Source organism: Variovorax beijingensis, assembly GCF_007828835.1.
Lineage (GTDB): Bacteria > Pseudomonadota > Gammaproteobacteria > Burkholderiales > Burkholderiaceae_C > Variovorax > Variovorax beijingensis_A.
This window is the reverse complement of the sequence record NZ_VIVL01000012.1, coordinates 73254-96404: the sequence shown is the minus strand read 5'-3', so window position 1 is coordinate 96404 and position 23151 is coordinate 73254. Positions and strand designations below refer to the sequence as shown.

The 23151-nt window shown below is 67.1% G+C and carries 26 protein-coding genes; 8 read left to right on the top strand and 18 right to left on the bottom strand.

Annotated elements, in window-relative coordinates:
- Positions 1-82: 82 nt before the first annotated feature.
- From FB547_RS27590 to FB547_RS27580, 4 genes are all read right to left on the bottom strand, one after another.
- Complete coding sequence (locus FB547_RS27590; protein WP_186454261.1) at positions 83-1156, bottom strand: TRAP transporter substrate-binding protein; 1074 nt, start codon at positions 1154-1156, stop codon at positions 83-85.
- 47 nt (positions 1157-1203) lie between these two features.
- Positions 1204-1584: a cupin gene (locus tag FB547_RS33390; RefSeq protein WP_186454260.1), complete on the bottom strand. Its 381-nt coding sequence runs from the start codon at positions 1582-1584 to the stop codon at positions 1204-1206.
- A 139-nt stretch (positions 1585-1723) separates the two neighbouring features.
- The gene (locus tag FB547_RS27585; RefSeq protein ID WP_145746822.1) at positions 1724-2641 is read right to left on the bottom strand and encodes a LysR family transcriptional regulator; all 918 of its coding nucleotides are present in this window, start codon (positions 2639-2641) and stop codon (positions 1724-1726) included.
- Between the two features lie 34 nt (positions 2642-2675).
- Positions 2676-4052, bottom strand: a complete 1377-nt coding sequence (locus tag FB547_RS27580) for an MFS transporter (protein ID WP_145746821.1) — start codon at positions 4050-4052, stop codon at positions 2676-2678.
- A gap of 265 nt (positions 4053-4317) precedes the next feature.
- Here FB547_RS27580 and FB547_RS27575 point away from each other — a divergent pair, with 265 nt between their 5' ends.
- Genes FB547_RS27575 through FB547_RS27565 form a run of 3 tightly spaced genes read left to right on the top strand, consistent with a single transcriptional unit; the run spans position 4318 to position 7265 of the window.
- Positions 4318-5295, top strand: coding sequence for an amidohydrolase family protein (locus FB547_RS27575; protein ID WP_145746820.1), 978 nt, complete (start codon positions 4318-4320; stop codon positions 5293-5295).
- Between the two features lie 34 nt (positions 5296-5329).
- Entirely contained in the window at positions 5330-6199 is an 870-nt protein-coding gene (locus tag FB547_RS27570; protein ID WP_145746819.1) for an intradiol ring-cleavage dioxygenase, read from the top strand.
- 4 nt (positions 6200-6203) lie between these two features.
- Entirely contained in the window at positions 6204-7265 is a 1062-nt protein-coding gene (locus tag FB547_RS27565) for a maleylacetate reductase (RefSeq protein WP_145746818.1), read from the top strand.
- Here FB547_RS27565 and FB547_RS27560 read toward each other — a convergent pair whose 3' ends face one another.
- Together FB547_RS27560 and FB547_RS27555 are read right to left on the bottom strand one after the other, a co-directional pair.
- Positions 7266-8219, bottom strand: coding sequence for a LysR family transcriptional regulator (locus FB547_RS27560; protein WP_145746817.1), 954 nt, complete (start codon positions 8217-8219; stop codon positions 7266-7268).
- Positions 8220-8243: 24 nt separating this feature from the next.
- A complete protein-coding gene (locus FB547_RS27555) occupies positions 8244-8780 on the bottom strand; it encodes a MarR family winged helix-turn-helix transcriptional regulator (protein WP_145746879.1) in 537 nt (178 codons plus the stop codon).
- Positions 8781-8914: 134 nt separating this feature from the next.
- On the opposite strand from FB547_RS27555, the gene FB547_RS27550 reads away from it, so the two are divergent.
- The gene (locus tag FB547_RS27550) at positions 8915-10180 is read left to right on the top strand and encodes an acyl-CoA dehydrogenase family protein (RefSeq protein WP_145746816.1); all 1266 of its coding nucleotides are present in this window, start codon (positions 8915-8917) and stop codon (positions 10178-10180) included.
- A 14-nt stretch (positions 10181-10194) separates the two neighbouring features.
- Complete coding sequence (locus FB547_RS27545) at positions 10195-10752, top strand: flavin reductase family protein (protein WP_145746815.1); 558 nt, start codon at positions 10195-10197, stop codon at positions 10750-10752.
- A gap of 18 nt (positions 10753-10770) precedes the next feature.
- On the opposite strand, the gene FB547_RS27540 is transcribed toward FB547_RS27545, so the two are convergent.
- The gene (locus FB547_RS27540) at positions 10771-11640 is read right to left on the bottom strand and encodes a LysR family transcriptional regulator (protein ID WP_145746814.1); all 870 of its coding nucleotides are present in this window, start codon (positions 11638-11640) and stop codon (positions 10771-10773) included.
- A gap of 85 nt (positions 11641-11725) precedes the next feature.
- On the opposite strand from FB547_RS27540, the gene FB547_RS27535 reads away from it, so the two are divergent.
- On the top strand, positions 11726-12667 hold the full coding sequence (locus tag FB547_RS27535) for a DMT family transporter (protein WP_261380414.1): 942 nt from the start codon (positions 11726-11728) through the stop codon (positions 12665-12667).
- 13 nt (positions 12668-12680) lie between these two features.
- On the opposite strand, the gene FB547_RS27530 is transcribed toward FB547_RS27535, so the two are convergent.
- From FB547_RS27530 to FB547_RS27505, 6 genes are all read right to left on the bottom strand, one after another.
- Positions 12681-13079 (bottom strand): c-type cytochrome, encoded by a 399-nt coding sequence (locus FB547_RS27530; RefSeq protein WP_145746812.1) that lies wholly within the window; start codon positions 13077-13079, stop codon positions 12681-12683.
- Entirely contained in the window at positions 13076-13645 is a 570-nt protein-coding gene (locus FB547_RS27525) for a ferritin-like domain-containing protein (protein WP_145746811.1), read from the bottom strand. Before FB547_RS27525 ends, FB547_RS27530 begins: the two co-directional genes overlap by 4 nt.
- Before the next feature lie 26 nt (positions 13646-13671).
- Positions 13672-14397: an RNA polymerase sigma factor gene (locus FB547_RS27520; protein WP_145746810.1), complete on the bottom strand. Its 726-nt coding sequence runs from the start codon at positions 14395-14397 to the stop codon at positions 13672-13674.
- Positions 14398-14514: 117 nt separating this feature from the next.
- Positions 14515-15366 carry a nitronate monooxygenase gene (locus FB547_RS27515; RefSeq protein ID WP_145746809.1) on the bottom strand — a complete coding sequence of 284 codons (852 nt, stop codon included), beginning with the start codon at positions 15364-15366 and terminating at the stop codon, positions 14515-14517.
- A 35-nt stretch (positions 15367-15401) separates the two neighbouring features.
- Positions 15402-16919 carry a tripartite tricarboxylate transporter permease gene (locus tag FB547_RS27510; protein ID WP_145746878.1) on the bottom strand — a complete coding sequence of 506 codons (1518 nt, stop codon included), beginning with the start codon at positions 16917-16919 and terminating at the stop codon, positions 15402-15404.
- A gap of 19 nt (positions 16920-16938) precedes the next feature.
- Positions 16939-17427: a tripartite tricarboxylate transporter TctB family protein gene (locus tag FB547_RS27505; RefSeq protein ID WP_145746808.1), complete on the bottom strand. Its 489-nt coding sequence runs from the start codon at positions 17425-17427 to the stop codon at positions 16939-16941.
- A 246-nt stretch (positions 17428-17673) separates the two neighbouring features.
- Here FB547_RS27505 and FB547_RS27500 point away from each other — a divergent pair, with 246 nt between their 5' ends.
- A complete protein-coding gene (locus tag FB547_RS27500) occupies positions 17674-18090 on the top strand; it encodes a MarR family winged helix-turn-helix transcriptional regulator (RefSeq protein ID WP_145746807.1) in 417 nt (138 codons plus the stop codon).
- Positions 18091-18196: 106 nt separating this feature from the next.
- On the top strand, positions 18197-19954 hold the full coding sequence (locus tag FB547_RS27495; RefSeq protein ID WP_145746806.1) for a chloride channel protein: 1758 nt from the start codon (positions 18197-18199) through the stop codon (positions 19952-19954).
- Positions 19955-19968: 14 nt separating this feature from the next.
- Here the strand turns inward: FB547_RS27495 and FB547_RS27490 are convergent, their stop codons facing one another.
- The 5 genes from FB547_RS27490 to FB547_RS27470 form a co-directional block, all read right to left on the bottom strand.
- Complete coding sequence (locus FB547_RS27490) at positions 19969-20244, bottom strand: hypothetical protein (RefSeq protein ID WP_145746805.1); 276 nt, start codon at positions 20242-20244, stop codon at positions 19969-19971.
- Between the two features lie 134 nt (positions 20245-20378).
- On the bottom strand, positions 20379-20585 hold the full coding sequence (locus tag FB547_RS27485; protein WP_145746804.1) for a hypothetical protein: 207 nt from the start codon (positions 20583-20585) through the stop codon (positions 20379-20381).
- A 102-nt stretch (positions 20586-20687) separates the two neighbouring features.
- Positions 20688-21530: an ABC transporter substrate-binding protein gene (locus tag FB547_RS27480; protein WP_145746803.1), complete on the bottom strand. Its 843-nt coding sequence runs from the start codon at positions 21528-21530 to the stop codon at positions 20688-20690.
- 43 nt (positions 21531-21573) lie between these two features.
- Entirely contained in the window at positions 21574-22308 is a 735-nt protein-coding gene (locus FB547_RS27475) for an amino acid ABC transporter ATP-binding protein (protein ID WP_145746877.1), read from the bottom strand.
- 82 nt (positions 22309-22390) lie between these two features.
- On the bottom strand, positions 22391-23149 hold the full coding sequence (locus FB547_RS27470; RefSeq protein ID WP_145746802.1) for an amino acid ABC transporter permease: 759 nt from the start codon (positions 23147-23149) through the stop codon (positions 22391-22393).
- Positions 23150-23151 lie beyond the last annotated feature (2 nt).

The following is a 23151-nucleotide window of genomic DNA, read 5'->3' as shown; positions in this document are numbered from 1 at the left end:
CGGCTTTGCCGGCCCGCTGGTGTTGCCCCCTGCAAGGGGGTTGGCGCAGCGACACGAAGTGCGCGAAGACTGGGGGTTAGCCTTATTTCGCGGCGTACTTGATGCCGGTGATCGGGGCGATCACGTCGGTGTAGACGGCCGCGCAGCGCTCGCCGCAGCGCTTGATCCAGCCGGGCAGCACGTCATCGGCCAGGTGCTTGCGCAGCGACGCGCCAACGCTGGCCTCGGGCCTGGCTTCGACCATCGGCTTCTTCATCAGCGTGTGCAGCTTGCAGTCGGCGGTGCGGCCGACGTTGCAGGCGATGCCATCGTTGGTGGCTTCGACACCCAGCTTCCACTGCGCTTCCTGCACCTCGCTCATCGTCTTCTCGAACTGCGCGCGGATCGCCGGGTCGAGCTTGTTCCACCACGCGAGGTTCACGAAATAGCCCGAGGTCGACCACGACAGCGGCAGTGTGTAGAGGTGCGTCGTGACCTCGGGCCACTTCACGCCGTTGCCTGAACCGGCGCCGGTGATGCCGCAGTCGACCGTGCCGCGTTCCAGCGCGGTGTAGACCTCGCCGAAAGCCAGCGACACCGGCTGGCCGCCGAGCGACTTGATCAGGTCCGAGGCCGAGGGGCCGTTGGTGCGCACCTTCAGGCCCTTGAGATCGGCCAGGCTCGCCACGGGCTTGCGGCAGAACAGCATCTGGCCCGAGAACGGATAGGTCGCGACCAGCTTGATGCCCAGGCGCTCCAGCTCCTTGTTGGCCACCGGCACCATCGCATCGGCCACCTTGCGGGCCTGGGCGATGTCGGCGTTCATGCCCGCGAGGTCGACGCCGTCGAGCATCGGCACGTCGCCCGACACGGTGGTCAGCGGCGCGGCGGCGATGTCGACCTGGCCCGAGCGCACCAGGCGCAGGACTTCGGGGCCGTTCACGTTGCGTTCGGGCCAGGACGAGAGCGTGAGCTCCACACGCCCGCCGGTCGCCTTCGCGATGCCGTCGCGCAGCAGCGGCTGGTCGACCTTGGTGTACTGCGGCAGGTTGGGCGCCACCTGGGTGATGGCCTGCACGGCTAGCTTCGGGCCGGCCGGCACCTGGGCGGCGGCGGGTCCGGCCAGCAGCGCGGCGGCCACGGCGACGGATGCGAGGGAACACAGCGAAGGCTTCATCGGAAAACTCCAGGAACAAGAAAACGGGCGGGACGGGGAATGGGGGTTCATTCGTAGTACTGGATCTCGAACAGCACGCAGCCGGTGCGCGACACGAAGGGGCCGTGCACCGCGCCCGGCGGACGGCAGGCGAAGGTGTAGGGGCCGAAGGCTTCGCCGCCCTCGCCTTCCGCGTCGCAGCCGACCACCAGCTCGCCTTCGACGATGAAGACCTCTTCGTGGAAGTCGTGCACCACGGGCCGGTCGATCAGCGCACCGGCCGACCAGCGGGCCAGGCGGGTGCGCGAGCCGCTGCGCGCGGCGGTGTCGAGGTTGTCGGCCAACAGCAGTTCCTCGATGCGTCCCGCGGTGCAAGGCACCGTCGACCATTCGGTCGATTCCGCATCGGGGCGGATCGCGAAGAACTCGCGATGTCTTTTTCCGGTCATGAGTTTGTGCATGGCGCGCAGTGTTGTCGCGCGCCCCTGCAGGGTCAAACGGGAAATTCTTTGGGCGGGCGATAGGATTTCGTGATGCACAGCCCTGGCGCATCGGGCCGCCCCAGCCTCGGGCGCGGCGTGGGCCGGATCAGGGCGCGAGCACGTCGTCGCGGCAGCCGGCGATGAACTGGTCGCACGATACCTGCGCCATGCCGACCAGCGCCTCGGCCAGTGGCGAGGCCGGCTCCAGCCGCATGCTGGCCACCAGCGGCAGCGCAATGGGCAGCGGGTCCACGTCCAGCACCACCAGCTTGCCGTGCAGCAGGTCCTGCTGGATCACGGCCAGCGGCAACAGCGCCGTGCCGAAGCCCGTGCGCGCCAGGTCGATCATCGCGCCCAGCGACGAGAAGTAGCTCACGCGCAGGTTGGCGCAGCCGCTCGCGTTCTGGGCGATGTTGCGGTAGACGCCGGACTCGCGGTGGAAGGAGATGATGGGCTGCGTGGCGATGTCGGCAAAGGACAGCAGCTTGCGCGACGGGAACTTGAGCGCCAGCGAGGGGCTCGTGACCCAGCGCATCGCGAGGTTGGCGATGCGCCGATTGTCGATGAAGCCCGGCGTGATCTCTTCCGACAGGATGGCGCAGTCGAGGGTACCGCGCAGCAGGTCATCGCGCAGCCTGGGCGTGATGTCGGAGATCAGCTCCAGCGTGGCGTTCGGGTATTTCTCGGCAAAGCGCGAAAACAGGTCGGGCAGCCAGGTGTGGGCCACCGTCTCGATCACGCCGATGCGCAGCATGCCCGAGAAGGCGTCGGCCTGGCCCATGGCGGCAACCATGCGCGCCTGCATCTCGATCATGCGTTCGGCATAGGGCATGAGCTCGGTGCCCTGGTAGGTGAGCATCACGCCGCGGTGCTCGCGGTCGAACAGGCGCACGCCGAATTGCTCTTCGAGCGTGGCGATCCGGCTGGAGATGCCGGCCTGCGTGGTGTGCATCTTCTCGGCGGCCGCCTTGAAGCTGCCCAGCTTGGCGACCCAGACGAAGGCTTCGAGAAAACGCACGTTCATCGCCCGAGTTTACGGGGAGCCGGGCGCGCCGTGCTCAGCCTCCAGGCGTTCCGGGCACGCCCGCCGCCACCTTGTCCAGCGCAGGACCGGCATCCGCGCGCAGCGCCGACGCCGACCGGTCGTGCTGGATCAGCAGCACCGCCACCATGCCGATGACGGCCGGGATGGCAATGGCAATGAAGTTCTGGTGCAGCGGCAGGTTCATGCCGACCAGCACGCCGATCAGGATCGGCGCCAGGATCGCGCCGCTGCGGCCGACCCCCAATGCCCAGCCGAGGCCGGTGGCGCGCACGGCCATCGGATAGTACTGGCCGGTGTAGGCATTGGCCACGATCTGCGTGCCGATCGTCGACGCGCCGGCCAGCCCGATCAGGATGAACAGCACCGGTGTCGGCATCCTGTAGCCCAGCAGCGTGAGGGAAACCGCTGCCAGCGCATACATCCCCGCGAGCACGTACTTGATGTGGAAGCGGTCGGCGAGCCAGCCGCCCGCGATGGCGCCGACCATCGCGCCTGCGTTCAGCACCAGGACGAAGGTCAAGGCCGAACCCAGGCTGTAGCCCGCGCTGGCCATGAGCTTGGTCAGCCATGAGCTCAGCGCGAAGACCATGAAAAGGCACATGAAGAACGCGATCCAGAACATCACGGTGCTGAAGCCGCGGCCGTCGTGGAAGAGGTGCTTGATCGGTGCGCTGTCGGCCCGGTCCTTGGCCGGTACGACGAAGCGGTCGGTCGCCTGCGGCGTGTAGCTCGGGTCGAGCCGGGAGGCGATCTTCTTCAGCTCCTCGGTGCGGCCCCGGGCCAGCAGGAACGGCATCGATTCCGGAACCGACTTGAGGATGAACGGAATCAGAAGGACCGGCAGGCCGGCGGCGAAGAATACCGATTGCCAGCCATAGCTTTCGATGAATCCCTTGCCAAGGAGCGCCGCGATCATTCCGCCGACGGCATAGCCGCTGAACATCAGCGTGACGAGGGTGGCGCGGATCTTCTTCGGCGAATACTCGGTCATCTGCGCCACGACGTTCGGCATCACGCCCCCGATGCCGAGTCCGGCGAGAAAGCGCATGGCGCTGAATGCAACGGGATCCTCCGCCAGTCCGGCCAAAGCAGTGAAGATGCTGAAGAGGCCGACGCAGACGGCGATCGCCCAGCGGCGGCCGATCCTGTCGGCGATGGTCCCCATGAAGATGGCGCCGAACATCATTCCGAAGAGTGCCGAGCTGACCATGAAGCCGGCATTGGTCGCGTCGACGCCCATCTTCTTCATGATCGAGGGCAGTGCGATGCCCACCACCGACAGGTCGTAGCCGTCGAACACGATGATCAGCGCACACCAGAACAGCACCAGGCCGTGGAAGCGGTTGAAGCGGGCGTCGTCGGCCAGCTTGTGAAGATCGATGTGGCGCATGGCTCTTGTCTCCTTCGAATGGCAAAGATCGCGGCCAGGCATGGCTGGCGGTGGCTGCGATCATGGGCGTGCCGGTTTCGAGGGTCCAACGCATTTTCCGGATGTCCCGTATGCAGCCTGTGAATGTTGGGGCGGGTCTACCCATGGGTTGCGGCCGCCCTGCCGCTGCATGCGGTCTGCGAATGCGCGCTATCACCGTTTTTTGTTGGACCGCGCCTGTCGCCACCCATAGATTGGCCCATCCGCCCGCACACAGGAGATAGGCATGCAAGGAAAGATCGGTCTCGAAGAACATTTCGCAATTCCAGAGACGCTGCAGGATTCGGCCGGCTTCGTGCCCGGCGTCTATTGGAAGGAGCTCAGCAGCCGCCTGCTCGACATTCATGACGGCCGGCTGCGCCAGATGGACGAGCACGGCATGGAGATGATGATCCTCTCGCTGAACGCGCCCGCCGTCCAGGCGGTGGCCGATCCGGCAAAAGCGTACGAGCTTGCGGTGCGCGCCAACGACTTCCTTGCAGAGCAGGTGGCGAAGCGGCCCGACCGCTTCCAGGCGTTTGCCGCCCTGCCGATGCAGGACCCCGAGAAGGCGACGCAGGAACTCGAGCGCTGCATGAGCGTGCTCGGCTTCCGCGGTGCGCTGGTCAATGGCTTCTCGCAAGTCGGCAAGCCCGACAACGTCGCCTACTACGACGCGCCGCAGTACGCGCCCTTCTGGGCCGCGGCGGAGCGGCTCGATGCGCCGTTCTACCTGCATCCGCGCAACCCCATCGCGAGCTGGGCGCAGATCTATGAAGGCCACCCCTGGCTGCTCGGCCCCACCTGGGCCTTTGCGCAGGAAACAGCCGTGCATGCGCTGCGGCTCATGGCGAGCGGGCTCTTCGACCGCCATCCAGGCCTCAAGATCATCCTCGGCCACCTGGGCGAAGGCCTCCCCTACAACATGTGGCGTGTCGATCACCGCAATGCCTGGGTCAAGGCGCCCAAGGGCTATCCGGCCCAGCGCAAGCTCTGCGAGTACTTCCAGGAAAACTTCTATCTGACGACCTCCGGCAACTTCCGCACCCAGACGCTGATCGATGCGATGCTGGAGATCGGATCGGACCGCATCCTGTTCTCGACCGACTGGCCGTTCGAGAACATCGACCACGCCTCGAACTGGTTCAACGACACGAGCATCAGCGAGGCCGACCGCAAGAAGATCGGCCGGACGAACGCGCTGTCGCTGTTCAAGCTCGCCTGATCCCGGGGCGCTCATCGACAAGGCACAGGCACCCATGATCGACATCGACGAATGGACCATCACCAGCGCGGCCCTGAAGGCGCAAGCCGCAACGCCCAGCCCGCGCCTGAAGGCCGTGATGGACAGCCTGGTGCGGCATCTTCACGACTTCGCGCGCGAGGTGCAGCTCACCGAGGCCGAGTGGGCCAGCGGCATCGACTTTCTCACGCGGGTCGGAAAGATCACGGACGACAAGCGGCAGGAGTTCATCCTGCTGTCCGACGTGCTGGGGCTTTCGACGCTGGTCAGCGCGCAGTGCAACCGGCGCCCGACGGGATGCACCGAGGCGACGGTGTTCGGGCCCTTCTACGTGCCCGATGCGCCGGCGTACCGCAATGGCGAGGACATTTCCAACGGGGCAAGCGGCGAACACTGCTTCGTCAGCGGCACCATCCGCGGCATCGGCGGCGAGCCGATCGGGCATGCGAGCATCGACGTGTGGCAGTCCGACGACGAAGGCTGGTACGACGTGCAGCGGCCCGAGCTGGACCACGCGCAGGGCCGGGGCCATCTGAAGAGCCTGGAGGACGGGCGCTACCACTTCAGATCCATCGTGGCCGTGCCCTACGCCATTCCCCACGATGGTCCGGTGGGCCGGATGCTGGAGCAGCTCGGCCGCCACCCGTGGCGCCCTGCGCACCTGCACTTCATGATCAAGGCGCCGGGCTACGAGACGCTCATCACCCACGTGTTCCGCTCGGGAGGCCGCTATCTGGATTCGGACGCCGTGTTCGGCGTGCGCTCCTCCCTCATCGCCGACTGGAAGCGGCACGCACCCGGCGTCGCGCCCGACGGAACGCATATGAAAGTGCCGTTCTATACGCTCGACTACGACTTCGTACTGAACACCGCACCGAAGGACTAGGGGTATGGATCGCTTCGTCTACACCGCAAGCCCTGCGCGCATCGTCTTCGGTGCGAACAGCATCGACCGGCTGCCGGCGGAGATCGAACGCCTGGGCGCCACGCGCGCCCTCGTCCTGTGCACGCCCAACCAGCGCGGGCAGGCGCAAGCCATTGCCGACCGGCTGCCGGGCCGCATCGCGGGGATCTTCGACGAAGCAGCCATGCACGTGCCGATCGAGACCGCGCGCAAGGCCCGCGCACTGGCCTCCGAGCTGAAGGCGGATTGCGCGCTCGCGGTTGGCGGTGGCTCCACCATCGGGCTCGGCAAGGCGATTGCGCTGGAGTCCGGCCTGCCGATCATCGCGGTGCCGACGACCTACGCGGGCAGCGAAGCGACGCCCATCTACGGCATCACGGAAGCGGGCCTGAAGAAGACCGGACGCGACGCGCGCGTGCTTCCGCGTGTCGTCATCTACGACCCCAGGCTCACCCTGTCGCTGCCCTTGGAGCTGAGCGTCACGAGCGCGATCAATGCGATGGCGCATGCGGCGGAAGGCCTGTATGCGCACGACGGCAATCCGGTGATCTCGTTGATGGCCGAAGAGGGAATCCGCGCCTGCGCGGCGTCGCTGCAGCCGCTGCGGGAGAACCCGCGCGACCTGCCCGCACGCAGCCAGGCCCTCTACGGCGCCTGGCTGTGCGGCACCGTGCTCGGTGCCGTGTCGATGGGCCTGCACCACAAGCTGTGCCACACGCTGGGCGGCACGTTCGACCTGCCGCATGCGCAGGTGCACACCGTGGTTCTCCCGCATGCGCTTGCGTACAACGCAGGCGCGGCGCCACAGGCCATGGCGCGCATCGCGAGGGCCCTGGGCGTCGCGGATGCGGCCATGGGGTTCTTCGAACTGGCAAGAGCGCACGGCGCCGCCGTGTCGCTGAAGGCGATCGGCATGCCGGCTGACGGGCTCGAGCAGGCGGCCGGCCTGGCCGTCTCGAATCAGTACCCGAATCCGCGGCCGCTCGAGAAGGCGGCGCTGCGCGCGCTGCTCGACCGCGCATGGGAAGGGGCGCCGCCCGGGCTGTGATCAGGTGGCCCGTGCCCGCGGCGCAGGATCGCGGTTCGACCGCTCGTGGAAGAGCCCGAAGATCAGCTCGCGCAGCCAGCGGTTGCCGCTGTCCTGGTGAAAGCGCTCGTGCCACTGCTGGCGGATCTCGAAGGGCGTGACTTCGAACGGCGCTTCGACGCTGTGCAGGTCCGCGCGTGACGCCACCATGGCCTTGGCGAGGCGTGCCGGCGCGGTCAGCAGCAAACCCGATGTGGCGACGATCGACGTCAGGCCCAGCGAGTGGGCGGCCGTGAGAACGACCCGCCGCCGATCGAGCGCGCCAGCTCTCTCCAGGGTTTGCTGAAGCTGGGAGTCGGTGGTGCCCTGGGGCCGATAGGCGATGTGCTCGGCCGCAAGATAGTCGTCGAGCGCGATGCGCTCGCGCGTGCCCAGCGGCGACGCCTTGGACATCAGCACGACGAAGGTCTCGTCGAACAGCCGCTGCTGGTAGAACGATGGCCCCATCGCCTCCCAGCTGCCCAGGGCGATGTCGATCTGTCCATGGAGCATGCGCTGCCGGGCCTCGGCCACCGAGACATCCACGGTTTCGAACCGAACGCCCGGCGCGATGCCGCGCGCGACCGAGAGCAGTTCCGGCACCATGACCAGTTGCCCGATGTCGTTGACGGCGATCCGGAACGTGCGGCTCGAGGTCTCCGGCTCGAAGGTGCGGCCCTGGTCGACCGCCTGCACCAGGCAGGCGATGCCTTCCTCGATGGGAGCGATGAGCCGCTCGGCGACGGGCGTGGGCACCATCCCGTCGGCCGAGCGCACGAACAGCGCGTCGTTGAAGCGTTCGCGCATGCGCTTGAGGGCATTGCTCACCGCGGACTGCGTCATGCCGAGGCGGTCGCCTGCGAGCGTGACGCTGCGCGTGGCGTAGATGGCCTGGAACACCAGGAAGAGATTCAGGTCGATGGAGTTGATGTTCATCGCGCCGCCTCCTTCACCGAACGGTCATTCGTTGTCCAGCACCGCCAGGTTGTCATAGACCATCCGAAGCATGTCCCGCAGCGACTCGGCTTGCGCAGCGGTCAGCCCGGACAGCGACACGCGCTCGTACACCTGCGCCAGCGGAATGATCCGCAAGGTGAGATCGCGGCCCGCCTCGGTCAGGCTCAGCGCGAGCGCGCGCGCATCCTCGTCCGACCGGTCGCGCACCAGCACGCCGCGCTGCAGCAGGCCGTCGACCACCCGCGAGAGCGTGGAAGCGTCCGTCGACGTGTGCAGCGCCAGGTCGGAAAGCCGCTGGTGCGCCTTGTGGTGCAGCGCCACGCACACCCGCCACTCGGTCAAAGAGAGCTTGAACTGCTTGAGTTCCTTGCTGAACGACTGCCCCATGCGCATGCCTGCGCGCGCAAGCAGGTACGGAATGGCCCGCTCCAGATCGTGATCTGTCGATTTGTCTGCAGTTGCATTCAATTTGGATGGTACCTCGGTGCGAGCCTTGCGCGGCTGCGGCGCCTTTGCTGCGGTTTGTTTTCTGATGGCCATGCCGAATGCTACAGGCGAATGCCGGCATCGATATAGCGTAAACCCCAAGCATTTATTATTTGCATTTGCAAGTTTCATGCGATTCAATCAAGGCCTTGTCCCGTCGAATTCCCCACCATCATCCGGAGACCGCCATGACTGAAGCCGCGAACCCTTTTGCTCAACTAGACCGCGTGGATCTTCCCGCTCCGGGCCGAAAGTCGCCCGTGAAGGACGCACCTCCGATCGAAAAAATAGCTGCATCTGCAAGCAATATGGTGCCGATGCTGCGCGAGCGGGCGCAGCAAACCGAACGGGACCGCCGCGTTTCCGACGCCACCACCCAGGCGTTCCACGACGCGGGTTTCTTCAGGCTGATGCAGCCCGCACGCTACGGCGGCTACGAGTACGGGTTCACGGCATTCATCGACGTGGTCAGCGAACTGGCACGGGGCTGCACTTCGTCGTCCTGGGGCTGCTCGCTCGGCGCCATCCACCAGTGGCTGGTCGCGATCTTTCCGGAACAGGCGCAGGACGACGTCTGGCGCAAGGACCCGCGCGCGATCGTCTGCGGCTCGTATGCGCCGGCGACCATGGCCGAGAAGGTCGACGGCGGCTATCTGGTGCAAGGCAAATGGCTTTTCGCATCGAACGTGGACAACTCCCAGTGGGCCTTGCTGGGCGTGCAGTTTCCGCCCGAAGAAAAGGGCGCTCCGCCGACGGCCGGCTTCCTGCTCGCGCCGCGGTCGGACTGGGCGATCGAAGACAACTGGCACGTGGCCGGCCAGGCAGGCACGGGATCGAAGGCCATCGTCATCGACAAGCCGGTGTTCATTCCGGGGCACCGCAAGCTGACGTTCGCGGAGGCTTCGTCCAACAATCCCCCCGGCGCCAAGGTCAATGCCAATCCGATCTATCGCATTCCCTTCCTGTCGGCGGTACCGGTCTGCCTCGTGTCGCCGATCGTCGGCACGGCGCAAGGCGCGGTCGACGAACTGATCGCGCTGGCCGGCACGCGCGTCACCCGGGGGGCGGTGGCCGGCGGCGGCAGCCGGCTCAGCGAATTCTTTCCCGTGCAGTCGCGCCTGGCCGAAGCGTCGGCGAGCGTCGATGCGGCGCGCCTCCTGCTCTACCGCGACACCGCGCAGGTGGAGCAGATGGCCGTGGATGGCCATGTCATCAGCATCGAGCAGCGCATCCGCAACCGGCGCGACCATGCCTTTGCCGCGCGGCTCTCGCGCGATGCCGTCGAGGCGGTGTTCGCGAGCGTCGGAGGCGCGGGCCTGTCGCTGAACCAGCCGATCCAGCGCATGTGGCGCGATGCGAATGCGATCTCGCGCCACATCAGCCTCAACTGGGATGCGGTCTCTTCGATGGTGGGCCAGTACCTGCTCGGCCTGGAGCCGAAGGGCCAGTACTGATCGAGGCACCGGCCATGTACTCCTGGGCTCTCATCACGGGCGACGCGGCCGAGACGGTCGATGCCCGCCAGCTGCGGCAGGCGCTCGGCGCCTTTCCGACGGGGGTGTGCCTCGTGACCACCACCACGCCGGACGGCAAGCGCGAAGGCATGACGATCAACTCCTTCGCTTCGGTGTCGCTCGACCCACCGTTGATCCTGTGGAGCATCCGCGACGACACGCGCAGCGCCGATGCATTTTTGGCAACGCGGCCGTTCAATCTCAGCGTGCTGACCGCCGATCAGCGCGACCTGGCCTGGCATTTCGCCAAGCCCGCGGCCGACAAGTTCGAGCGCTTCGCCGGAGCCTTCGAGCTGGCACCCAACGGCTGCGCGAGGCTGGTCGACAGCGTCGCGACTTTCGAATGCTCGACCTACTCGCGCCACCAGGAAGGCGATCACACCATCATTCTCGGCCGCGTGGAACGCTTCTCGCGGACCGATGCGCCGCCCCTGCTCTTTCATTCGGGGCAGATGGGCTCGCTGTGGGAGCTTGCCGAAACCCTGGCGCGGCCGCAGGGCGGCGGCGATTGATTGTGCCGGTGCGCTCGACTAGGCCGGGCTCAAGGTCCTGAGCATCTGCTCGTACATCGCGTCCACCGCGGGCGAGCGCAGCGACACCTTGCTGCGCAGCGCCGCCACGTCCATCGATTTCAGTTTCGGCAGATCGAAGCCGGCAGGCAGGTTCTGCAAGATCTGCAGGTGAGCCGGAACGCTGCAGCGCGTGAACACGGCCACGGCCAGGCCGCTCTCCACGGCCGCGAGCTGGCCGGCAAGGCTGGAGCTGTGATAGACGATGCGGTAGGCGCGCCGCCTGGCCGCCAGGCTCGAGAGCGCCGCGATTCGGGCCATGCTGCCCGCTTCGTAGACCGCAATCGGCAGCGGATCGCGGCGCCAGGCTTCATGCTGCGCCGTGCCCACCCACACCAGGGGTTCCTGGAACAGGAGCTGTCCGCGTTGCGGCTTGTCCCGGGAAACCAGCGCCAGGTCCAGCTCGCCCCGCGCGATCTTGGGGATGAGGGAGGTCGACTGCTCGCAGGTCAGCTCGATCTCCACGCCCTTGTAGCGGCCGGCAAAGCTGCGCAGCACGGGCGTCAGGTAGGTGGAGGCATAGTCGTCCGGCACGCCGAGCCGCACGCGGCCGGCGAGCTCCGGTCCGAACATGGCGTTCTGCGTTTCCGACTGCAGTTCGAGCATGCGGCGCGCATAGACCAGCAGCTGCGCGCCCGCCGGGGTCACTTCCAGGTGCCGCGGGCCGCGCAGCAGCACGGCCTGGCCGAGCGCGTTTTCCAGCTTCTTGATCTGCATGCTCACCGCGGACTGGGAGCGGTGGACCAGGGGCGCCGCGGCAGACAGCGAGCCGGCGTCCACCACCGCCACCAGGGCGCGCAGCCAGTCGATCTGGAAATCGGGATATTTCATCGTCGCTCTCTCATTCGATGTTCGAATGATAGGCGTTCGAACTATGCGCTTTACGCCGTTGCCGCATGGGCAGACGATCGCCCTCATGCAAAAGAAGGCAGTTCAGGTGCACCCCGTGTTTGCGGCGGCGCGGCCATCCGACCGGGAGAGCACGGGGCAATGGCTGCTGATTGCCGGCGGCATGCTGCTCGGCACCATCGGCGTCTTCGTGGAAGAGGCGAACCAGCATCCGCTGGTCACGGTCCTGTTTCGCTGTGCCTTCGGTGCGTTGGCCCTGCTCGCATGGGGCCTGGCCACCGGCCGAACCGGCGAGCTGCGGCTGCGCGGCAAGAGCGGATGGATCGCCTGCGCGACGGGCTGCCTGATGGTCCTGAACTGGGCGCTGTTCTTCGCGGCGATCCCGCGCATCTCGATTGCGGTGGCCACCATTGTTTTTCACATCCAGCCGGTGTGGATCATTCTCTTCGGCGCACTGGTCCTGCGTGAAGCCGTGTCGCCGCGCCAGTGGGCTGCCACCCTGGCCGCGCTGTGCGGGCTGGCGTTGACGACCGGGCTTTTCGGGGACATGGCATCGATGGCCTCATGGGGCAGCGGCTATGCGCTGGGCCTGCTCGTGTGCCTTGGCGGTTCGCTGTGCTATGCCGCGGTGACCGTCCTCGCCAATACGGAAAAAACCATCACGTCCTATGCGCTGGCCTGGTGGCAGTGCGTGACCGGGCTCGTCGTTCTGGCGTGGGTGCCTTTGGTGTTCGGATGGCCGGATTCGGCGCCGGCCTGGGCATGGCTCGCGGGGCTGGGCGTGCTGCACACTGGCCTGGCCTATGCGCTTCTCTTCGCTGGCATGGTCCGGCTTCCACTTGGCAGGATCGCGGTGCTGCAGTTCGTGTACCCGCTGACCGCGGTGCTGGTGGACTGGGGTGTGTATGGGCGCAGCTTGAATGCCGTCCAGCTTGCGGGTGTCGCCCTGATGGCCGCGGCGCTGTGGACGATCAAGCAGCCGAAGCGGGAGGCGGTGGGCGCTGGCTGATGGGCCCTGGCGTTCATTCGCGTGCGCGCTCGCTGCATGGCGGCGCTTCATTGGCACGCCGGAGGTAGGCGATCAGGTCCGCGCGCTCCGCGGGGTCGGGCACGCCGTCGTAGGTCATGGCGGTGCCGGGCACCATGGCCAACGGCTTGGCCAGGAAGCGGTCGAGCGTCTTGTCGTTCCAGACGATCTTCGATTTCTTCAGGGCCTCCGAATAGACGAAGCCGGGCACGCTGCCGGCCAGCCGGCCGAAAAGGCCGCAGTGCCTGGGCCCGACGCGGTCGACCGCGAGCGCATGGCAGGCCAGGCAGCGCGCGTAGACCTGCTCGCCGCGCACGGCGTCGGGCGAGGCCCACGCGTGCGCGGCCGCGGCCAGCGAGGCGGCCGCCGCAAGGAGCCACCGGCCTGAGCTCATGACATGAAGGCCGAAGGCACGGGTGTTTCGCCGAGCGCCTGCCGCAGCACGGCCCAGTGCATGGCCTCGTCGCCCAGGATGCTCGCGGCGGCCTTCGAAAGATCGCGATTGTCGAACAGGGGAACGGCGCCCAGGTAGGCGCTCACGGCGCCCTGCTCGAGCCTGGCTGCGAAGCGCAGCACGTCGGCCTGCGATTTCAGCTGCTCCAGCGGAAAGCCGTAGCTGGACCTGGCTGCTACGGCATGGCCGCCGAGCTTGGCGACCGTCTTGGCGAGCAGATCCGCATGCTCCTTGTGGTGGCCCTGGAAGCTCAGGGCCAGGTCGAGCACGGGCTTCTCGAGCAGCTTGCTTTCGGCACCGGCCTGGTAGGCCGCGATGGCCTCGAGTTCGGCGGCGAGTGCGGTGTTGAGGATCTGCACGTCGTTGCCGGTGGCGCCGCCGGCCTTGGCAGCCAGGGCATCGCGGCCGGCCAGCAGCGCGACCGCGGCACCGGACAGCACGAGCCCCGACTGGCCGAGGAACATGCGCCGCGCAGCGACGGGAGAAGTCATTTGAAAGAAGGACATGGTGGTTTTCCTCGTGGGTGGAAGCCTCAGGGGCGGGGTGATTCCCGCTCGTCGGCCAGGCTCGCCAGCACACGCGCCACGATGCGATTGCAGCGTGCGCCGTCGAATGAGAATGCGTCGCCCACGGCCACGTCGATGTCGCGGGACAGGCCTTCGCGCAAGAGGCTGCGCGCGCGGAAGAAGCGGGTGCGCACGGTGGCTTCGGGCAGCGCGAGGGCCGCCGCCGTTTCCTCGACGCTCATCTCCTCGACCGCCCGCAGCATGAAGACGGTGCGGTAGGCATCGGGCAGGCGATCGATGCGGCGCTCCATCAGCCGCCGAAGTTCTTCCCGCATGGCGTGGCGTTCCGGTTGTTTGTCGGGATCGTCGGCGGCCGCCGATTCGGGCTCGTTTTCATCGAGGCCGGGCGCGGCGGTACCGTCGAGCGGAATCACCTGTGCACCGCGGCGCCGCAGGCGCCCGAGGGCCTCATTGATCACGATGCGCACCAGCCAGGTCGAGAGCTGCGCATCGTCGCGGAAACTGCCGATGGCGCGCCAGGCACGCAGGTAGCTGTCCTGCAGCGCGTCCTCGGTTTCCTCGTCGCTCTTCAGGATGCTGCGCGCCGTGCGGAACAGCAGCTGGTTGTGGCGCCGCATGATGCACTCGAAGGCCGGCGCATCGCCTTGCGCGGCGCGCGCCGCAAGCTCGCGGTCGGAGCCCTGTGCGGGGCTCGCCGGTGCGGCCAGTGGAGAGGGGGCGGCGTGGGACATGTGTGCTTCTCTTTCCCATTGGATGAAGCAGCCCTGCGCCGCGTTTCAGTTATTTTTTCCCGATGGCGCGGCCGGACCGCCACCTGCCTTTTCTCGCCCGGCCGGCGCGTTCCCGGGTCATCGATCGCGCACGGACCTGTAGGCCGCATCGAGTTCGTCGGCATAGCAGACCGGCGACGACAGCATCACGCGTTCAGGAAAGCGCAGTGCCCGGCCCCGCAGCGAGGCCGCGGCATCCGATGCGAGCTGTTGCAGGCGGCTCCTGGCGCTGGCGATCGTCTCCAGCGGCGCCGCGCCTTCGGCCTGGCCTTCGCCCGCGCCCGCCTGCAGCGCCGCGGGACCCAGAACGGCGCCCTGCGCGCCCGCGGCCAGCGCGGCGGCGATGTCCGTTCCATCGGCGATGCCGCCCGCCGCGAGCACCGGAACCGATGCGAGCGCCAGCACATCCGCGAGGATGGCTGCAAGGGGTTGCGCGCCGCGCGCAGGGTCACCGGCCTCCCGGCCCTGCACGATCAGGATCTGTGCCCCGGCACCTTCTGCTTCGCACCTGGCGCTCACCGATGAGACGTGGCAGGCCACCACCACCCCGGCTTCGCGAAGCTGCCGCACGGCGGTCCTGGACGGTGCGCCGAGCAGCCCGGCCACCGGTACGCGCAGTTCGATGCAGGCAGCAATCTGTGCGCCGAGCAGCGCCGGCTCCGTGCCCGCCGGATTCATTTCGACGCCGAAGTGCCGGTCTGTGTGCGCCCGCACCGCCAGCACCTCCTCGCGGATACGCGCAGGCGGCGCTTCCGACGTGTCGAGGAAGCCGAAGCCGCCGGCCTGCGTCACGGCCGCGACCAGTTCCGGCCCGGCCGCGCCGCCTGTGCCGGCCAGCACCAGGGGGAGGCTGCACTTGAGCAGCTCGCACACTGGCCGGTGCAGCACCGCCGCGGATTCGGGTGCCGAAGCCTGGCGGGAACTGGACATGGGCGGCTCCTGGCTTTCTGTTGGATCGCTGCGGGCTAACCCGCTTCCTCGACAAACGCCTCTTCGCGCTTCGATCTGATCGAGGGCAGGAGCACGATCAGCAGCAGCGCCACCGCCCCTGCCAGCAGCCCCGCGGAAATCGGCCGCGAGACGAACACGCTCCAGTCGCCGCGCGAGAGCAGCAGCGCGCGCCGCAGGTTCTCTTCCATCATCGGCCCCAGGATGAGGCCGAGCAGCAGCGGCGCCGGCTCGCATCCGAGCTTGATGAAGGTGTAGCCCACGACACCGAAGATCGCCACCAGCCAGATGTCGAACACGTTGTTGTTGGTCGAGTACACGCCGATCGCGCAGAACAGCACGATCGCGGGGAACAGCCACCGGTAGGGAATGGTCAGCAGCTTGATCCACAGGCCGATGAGCGGCAGGTTCAGGATCACCAGCATCAGGTTGCCGATCCACATCGAGGCGATCAGCCCCCAGAACAGTTCCGGGTTGCTGGTCATCACCTGCGGGCCCGGCTGGATGTTGTGGATCGTCATGGCGCCCACCATGAGGGCCATCACCGGGTTGGGCGGAATACCCAGCGTCAGCATCGGGATGAAGGAGGTCTGCGCGCCCGCGTTGTTCGCGGCTTCCGGGCCGGCCACGCCGCGGATGTTGCCCTTGCCGAAGGGCACCTCGCCCGCCTTGAGCTTGATTTTCTTTTCGAGCGTGTAGGCCGCAAAGGCCGACAGCGTGGCGCCACCGCCCGGCAGGATGCCCAGCGACGAGCCCAGCGCCGTGCCGCGCAGCACGGCCGGGAACATGCGCTTGAAGTCCTCCTTGGTGGGCATCAGGCCCGTGACGCTGGCCGTGAACACCTCGCGCTCGTCCTCGGGCCGGGCCAGGTTGGCAATGATCTCGCCGTAGCCGAAGACGCCCATCGCGATCGCGATGAAGCCCAGGCCGTCGGTCAGTTCCGGAATGTCGAAGCTGTAGCGCGCCACGCCGGAGTTCACGTCGGTGCCGACCAAGCCCAGAAGCAGGCCCACCATGATCATGCAGATGGCCTTGAGCAAGGAGCCCGAGGCCATCACCACTGCGCCGATCAGGCCCAGCACCATCAGCGAGAAATACTCGGCCGGGCCGAACTTGAAGGCGATCTCGGTCAGCGGCGGCGCGAACGCGGCAAGGATCAGCGTGCCCACGCAGCCCGCGAAGAACGAGCCCAGGCCGGCGGCCGCGAGCGCCGGTCCGCCGCGCCCCCGCTTGGCCATCTGGTGGCCGTCGATCACCGTGACCACGGACGAGGATTCGCCCGGCAGGTTGACCAGGATGGCCGTGGTGGAGCCGCCATATTGCGAGCCGTAGTAGATGCCCGCGAGCATGATGAGCGCGGCCACGGGCGGCAGCGCATAGGTGGCCGGCAGCAGCATCGCGATGGTGGCCGTCGGGCCGATGCCCGGCAGCACGCCGATCAGCGTGCCCAGCAGGCAGCCGATGAACGCATAGGCCAGGTTCTGCAGCGTCACCGCGGTGGAGAAGCCGAGCGACAGGTGGTTGATCAGATCCATCATGGGTGGTGCCTCGCGTTCAGCCGGTGATGAAGGTGGGCCACACCTGGAACTGCAGCTTGAGCCCCACGATGAAGGTCAGGTAGCTGCCGATGGCCAGCACGGTCGCAAGCACCAGCGACAGCTTCATCGAGAAGTTGGCACCGGCCATGCAGGCCACGATCACGAGTGCATAGATGGCGAGGATCAGGCCCATGGCGGGCAGGCCGATGCTGCGCAGGCCCGCCAGCAGGATGCCGAACAGCAGGTTGGCGCCGATGATGAAGCCGAGCGGCTTCCATGCGATCTTTCCGACCGGCTCGCCGTCGGACGTGGGGCCCGCGAAGGCGGTGGCGATCACCACCAGGCCCAGCAGCGTCAGCAGCGCGCCGACGATCAGCGGGAAGTAGCCCGGCCCCATGCGGGCCGCACTCCCGACGTTGTAGTTGACGGCGCCCAGCGCGAACGCCGCCCCCACGCAGGTGAACATGATGCCCGAGAAGAAGGTCTTCTGGCTCTTGATCTGCATACGCAATCTTTCTCTTTCTCGAATGGAATGGATACGGAAGCCCGCACAGGTGCACGGGCAACGGCAGCGACAACGGGGAAGTGCGCGCGACATGCCGAGCAGGCAGACGGCATCGCACAGGTCAGGTTCAAGTCAGATGCATCATGTTATGAGGTTTATTGCATCACACTGTGAGTAATTACCCTGCATAGGATCGGGCCGGCTGCTACATTGCCTTCCGTTCGCACACTCATTCTTGGAACGTTCATGGCCAGCCAACGGGGATCCATCGAAAAGCAGCATTTCGAGGCACTGTCAGATTTCAGATTCAGGCTGCGCAGCTTCCTTCGCTTCAGCGAGGACGCCGCGCGGGAGGAAGGCATCACCGTCCTTCAATACCAGCTGATGCTCCACACCCAGGGCTTTCCCGGCCGCGAATGGGCCACGATCAGCGAGATCGCCGATCGCCTGCAGGCCCAGCACCACGGCGTGGTGGCCCTCGTCTCGCGCTGCGAGGAGGCCGGCCTCGTCAAACGCAAGCCCAGCCACACGGACCGGCGGCAGGTCGAAGTCCACCTGCTGGCCGCGGGGCGCAGGAAGCTCGAGCGCCTTGCCGCGCTGCACGCGGACCAGGTGGCCGAACTGGCCAAGGTGGTGGCGCTCGTCAGCAGGGGCGGCGCCTAGCAGGCCGCTGCGGGGTTCGCAATGGGAGGGGTGGGGCTGATATGTCATGAAATGATATATTTGAAGGCTGGCCTCGGATGAGGCAGATCGACCCTCCCGAACAGCCATGACCCCAGCCTCCCACCTGCCCCGCGGCGACTTCGCCCTCAATGCGCGCCTGCTGCGCATCACTGTCATGGCCGTCGTCATCGGGGCGGTCAGCACCGTGGCCGCGCGCGTGCTGCTCGACCTGATCCGCTTCTTCACCAACCTGTTCTTCTTCCAGACCTTTTCCCTGGTGGACCGCTCGCCGGCCGGGCACACGCTGGGTGCCTGGGTCATCGTGGTGCCGGTGATCGGCGGGCTGATCGTCGGCCTGGTCGCGCGCTACGGCTCCGACAAGATCCGCGGCCATGGCATTCCCGAGGCGATCGAGGCGATCCTGTTCGGCAAGAGCAAGATGTCGCCGAAGGTCGCGCTGCTCAAGCCGCTGTCCTCGGGCATCGTGATCGGCAGCGGCGGCCCGTTCGGCGCCGAAGGGCCGATCATCATGACCGGGGGCGCCATCGGTTCGCTGATCGCGCAGCATTTCCACCTCACGGCCGCGGAGCGCAAGGCGCTGCTGGTGGCGGGCGCCACCGCGGGCATGACGGCCGTGTTCGGCACCCCTGTGGCGGCCGTGCTGCTGGCCGTCGAACTGCTGCTGTTCGAACTCCGGCCGCGCAGCCTGCTGCCGGTGGCCGTGGCCTGCGCGGTGGCGGGTTTCACGCGCCCGCTGCTGATGGATGCCGGCCCGCTGTTCCCGCTGCAGACGGCGGTGCCCGGCCCGCTCGCGATGCTCTCGTGCGTGGCCGCGGGGCTTCTGTGCGGCGCGCTCTCGGCCTCGCTCTCGATCTCGCTCTACAAGGTCGAGGACCTGTTCGGCAAGCTGCCGATCCACTGGATGTGGTGGCCGGCGATCGGCGGCCTGGCGGTGGGCATCGGCGGGTACTTCGAGCCGCGTGCGCTGGGCGTGGGCTACGACGTGATCGGCGACCTGCTGCACAACCACCTCGCACTCGGCGTGGTGGCCGCGCTGCTGGCGGTGAAGGCGTTGATCTGGGTCATCTCGCTGGGGTCGGGCACTTCGGGCGGCGTGCTCGCGCCGCTCCTGATGATGGGCGCGGGCTTGGGCGTGGTGCTCTCGCACGTGCTGCCCGGCAACGATCCGATGCTGTGGCCGCTGGTCTGCATGGCGGCCACGCTGGGCGGCGTGATGCGCGCGCCGCTCACCGCCACCATCTTCGCCTTCGGGCTCACGCACGACAGCAATGCGCTGCTGCCGCTGCTGACCACGTCGGCCGTGGCCTACGGCTTCACGGTGCTGACCATGCGCCGCTCGATCCTCACCGAGAAGATCGCGCGCCGCGGCTATCACATCTACCGCGAATACGGCGTCGATCCGCTCGAGCGGCACGCCGTGGAAGAGGTCATGACGCGCGAGGTGCACAGCATCGACGCGGCCCTGCCGGTGGCGCGGGCGCTGTTCGAGCATTTCGGCGACGGCCAGGCCCACCGTGCGTTTCCCGTGGTGCGCAACGGCGCGGTGATCGGCGTGGCGGACCGCGGGATGCTGGCTGCGTGCGGCACGCGCGATCCCATTGCCACCGTGGGCGACGCATGTGCCGACGTGCCGCTGTTCTTTGCGATGCCGGGCGAGAACTGCCGCGCGGTGGCCACGCGGCTCGCACGCCATCGGCTCGAGCGGCTGCCGGTCGTGAAGGACGCGCAGTCGCTCGAGCTGGTGGGCATCGTGGCGCGCAGCGACCTGATCAAGCCCTCGCTCGCGCACTTCGACGAGGAAGAGAAGCGCGAGCGGATGCGCGGGCTGCCGTGGCAGGCCTGAGCCGCAGGCAGTCCCTACATCAAGCGCAATCCGCGCGCGAACTGCATCGAGGTCTTCACGAACCTGGGCGCGTCGTTCATCTTGGCGAGCTCGGCAAGGCCTTCCTCGGTGATGCGCCTCACCGTCGCGATGCGCGATGCGGCATCCCGGCCGGTGGGTTTCACGGGTGCGAACTCGGCCTCGATCAGGCCGGTGGCCACAAGCACCGAGACGATCCGGACTTCCTCCGGAAGAGCGACCCGGACGGGCAGCAGCGTGTGCTGCAGCCTCAGCAGGAACAAGAGCGGCATTCGATTCCTCCGATTGCCGGCGCTTGCTCGATGCCAAAATGCCGGCCTTTTTGGCCTGGAAACTGTAGCTTTAAGTTCCCTTTTGCCGCACCTGGCCAGTCGGCATAGAACCCCGTCCGGAGGATCTGCCGACGCTACCTGGGCATCACGATGTCGCGCCTCAAGCTCCAGATGCAGGCTCCGAGACGAAGCAGCTCTTCGACCCTGCGGTCGTAGAACACGCTTTGCGCATCCTCCTGGGCGATGAGCGTGGCGATGTGGTCGAGGGCGTCGGCGGGCGTGAAGCCGAGGCCGGTGCGCGCCATCTCGATCAGGGTCACGAGAGCCTTTGTCTTCTCCATGGCGCGATGATGCCGAAACCCGAGTGAAAACAACACAGGGTTCCATTTTAATAATTACTGCTTATAACCAATGGAGGGGGCGCCCGGAGGCGAGGCGGCCGCTCAGGGCAGGAGTTCGAACTTGAGGTCAGCCAGCGGCGTGACCTTTTCCTCGCGCACCATCTTGTATTCGGTGTTTGGCCCGAGCCACTTCGCCCAGAGCTTGTCGAGCTCGCCCGACTTTTCCAGCGCGTAGAGCGCGGCGTTCACCTTGGCCAGCAGCACCGGCTCGTCCTTCTTCATGCCGATGCCGATGGGCTGCAGCACCATCGGCTCCTTGATCATCTTCAGCGCGACGCCCTCGGTCTTCGACTGGTTGACCAGCTTGGTGATGGTCATGGTGTTCGCGACCATGCCGGCCGACTTGTTCTGCTGCACCGCCATGAAGGCCGAGCCCGTGTCCTGGAAGGTCACCGGTTCCGAGCCGTTCATCTTGATCGACAGCTCGGAAGTCGAGCCCTTGGTCGAGCTCAGGCGCTTGCCCTTGAAGTCGGCCTTTGCCGTTCCGGGGTCGGAAGCCTTCACCGCCAGCATTTCCTTGGCCACGTAGTACGGGTCGCTGAACTGGATCTGTTCGCCGCGGCTCTTGGTGTAGGCCAGATTGGCAATAGTCACGTCGACGCGCCCGAGCTTGACCTCGGGCACGCGTGCCTCGACCGACAGCGGCGTGACCTTGGCCGTCAAGCCGAGTTCCTTGGCCAGCGCGTGGCACAGGTCCACGTCGTGGCCCACCATCTCGCGTGTCTTCGGATCGGGTGCGGCGAACGGCGGCACATCGGCGAAGGTGCCGCAGCGCAGCTCCTTGCGCGCGCTGATGTCGCTCCACTGGTCGGCATGCGCCAGGAGAGAGGCGGCGCAAAGACAGGTCCCGATCGTGGTGAGGCGGAAGACGTTTCTGTTCGACATGGTGAGCTCCTGAGGAGATGCGGGGGAGGGGAAAAAACAAGCATCAGTGCGCGCGCAGGTCCGACAGGAAGCGCTGCGCGCGCGGATGCTGCGGACTCTTGAAGAAGGTTTCGGGGTCGGCCTTCTCGAGGATCCGACCGGCGTCCATGAACCAGACGCGGTCGGCCACCTCGCGGGCGAAGTTCATCTCGTGCGTGACGCACATCATGGTCATGCCGTCGTGGGCCAGGCCGCGCATCACCGACAGCACCTCGCCCACCATCTCGGGGTCGAGCGCGCTGGTGGGCTCATCGAACAGCATCGCGGGCGGCTCCATGGCGAGCGCGCGGGCAATGGCCACGCGCTGCTGCTGCCCGCCCGACAGCTGGGCCGGGTAGGCGCCTGCCTTGCTCGACAGGCCTACGCGATCGAGCAGCTGCGCCGCCCTCGCCTTCGCGTCGGACCGCTTCACGCCCAGCACCCGCATCGGCGACAGCATGATGTTCTCCATCACCGAGAGATGCGGAAACAGGTTGAAGCTCTGGAACACGAAGCCGATGCGGCTGCGCAGCTTGTTGAGCGCCGCGCTGCTCATGGGCGCGTGGATGTCGTGGCCGTCGAACAGCAGCTGCCCCGTCTTCACTTCCTCCAGCCGGTTGACGGTGCGGATCAGCGTGGACTTGCCCGAGCCCGAAGGGCCGCAGACCACCACCACCTCGCCCTTCTTCACCTCGGCGTTGACGTCGGCGAGCGCCTGGTAGTCGCCATACCACTTGTTGATGTTGGAGAACAGGATCATGGTGTCATCCCCTGGGGGGCGTGGAACGGGGTTCATGGCGCTGTCTCCTGGTCTTGGGGGCGATAGCCGCTGGGCGCGGGGCTCATGGATTCACCACCGCGGGCGGCGGCAGCGAGACGCCGTCTTCGGACGTCTTCACCAAGACGGCGCCGAGCCGCTTGTGGGCGATGCGCCGCTCCAGCCATTGCGCGAGCTGCGTCAGGCTGAAGCAAACGGCGTAGTAGGTCATCGCCAGGATGAAGAACACCTGGAACGGCTTGGTCAGCAGCTGGTTGTTGATCTGGTTGGCCGCGAAGGTCAGCTCCTGCACGTTGATGACGTAGCCCAGCGTGGTCTCCTTGATGGTGGAGATGAACTGGCTCAGCATGCTCGGCAGCATGTTGTAGAGCGCCTGCGGCAGGATCACGAACCACATCGTGCCGAGGTGGCTGTGGCCGAGCGCGCGCGCCGCCTCGGTCTGGCCCCTGGGCAGGGCCTGGATGCCGGCGCGCACCACCTCCGACAGGTAGGCGCCCTCGTAGATCACCAGCGTGCACAGCATGGTGGTGAAGCCCGACACGTCCCGCCCGATCAGGATCGGCACCAGGAAATAGACCCACAGGATCACCATCAAGAGCGGCACGCCGCGCACCACGTAGACCAGCACCGTGGCCGGCCAGCGCAGCAGGCGCCAGGGCGACAGCCGCGCGAGCGCCAGCAGCACCGACAGCGGAAACGCCAGCACGATGCTCAGCACCGACAGGATCAGCGTGGCGACGATGCCGCCGAGCGGTCCGCTGGGGTACTGGCCGATGAGCAGCAGCAGCCAGTTGTCGCGCAGGATTTCATAGACGCTGAACATGG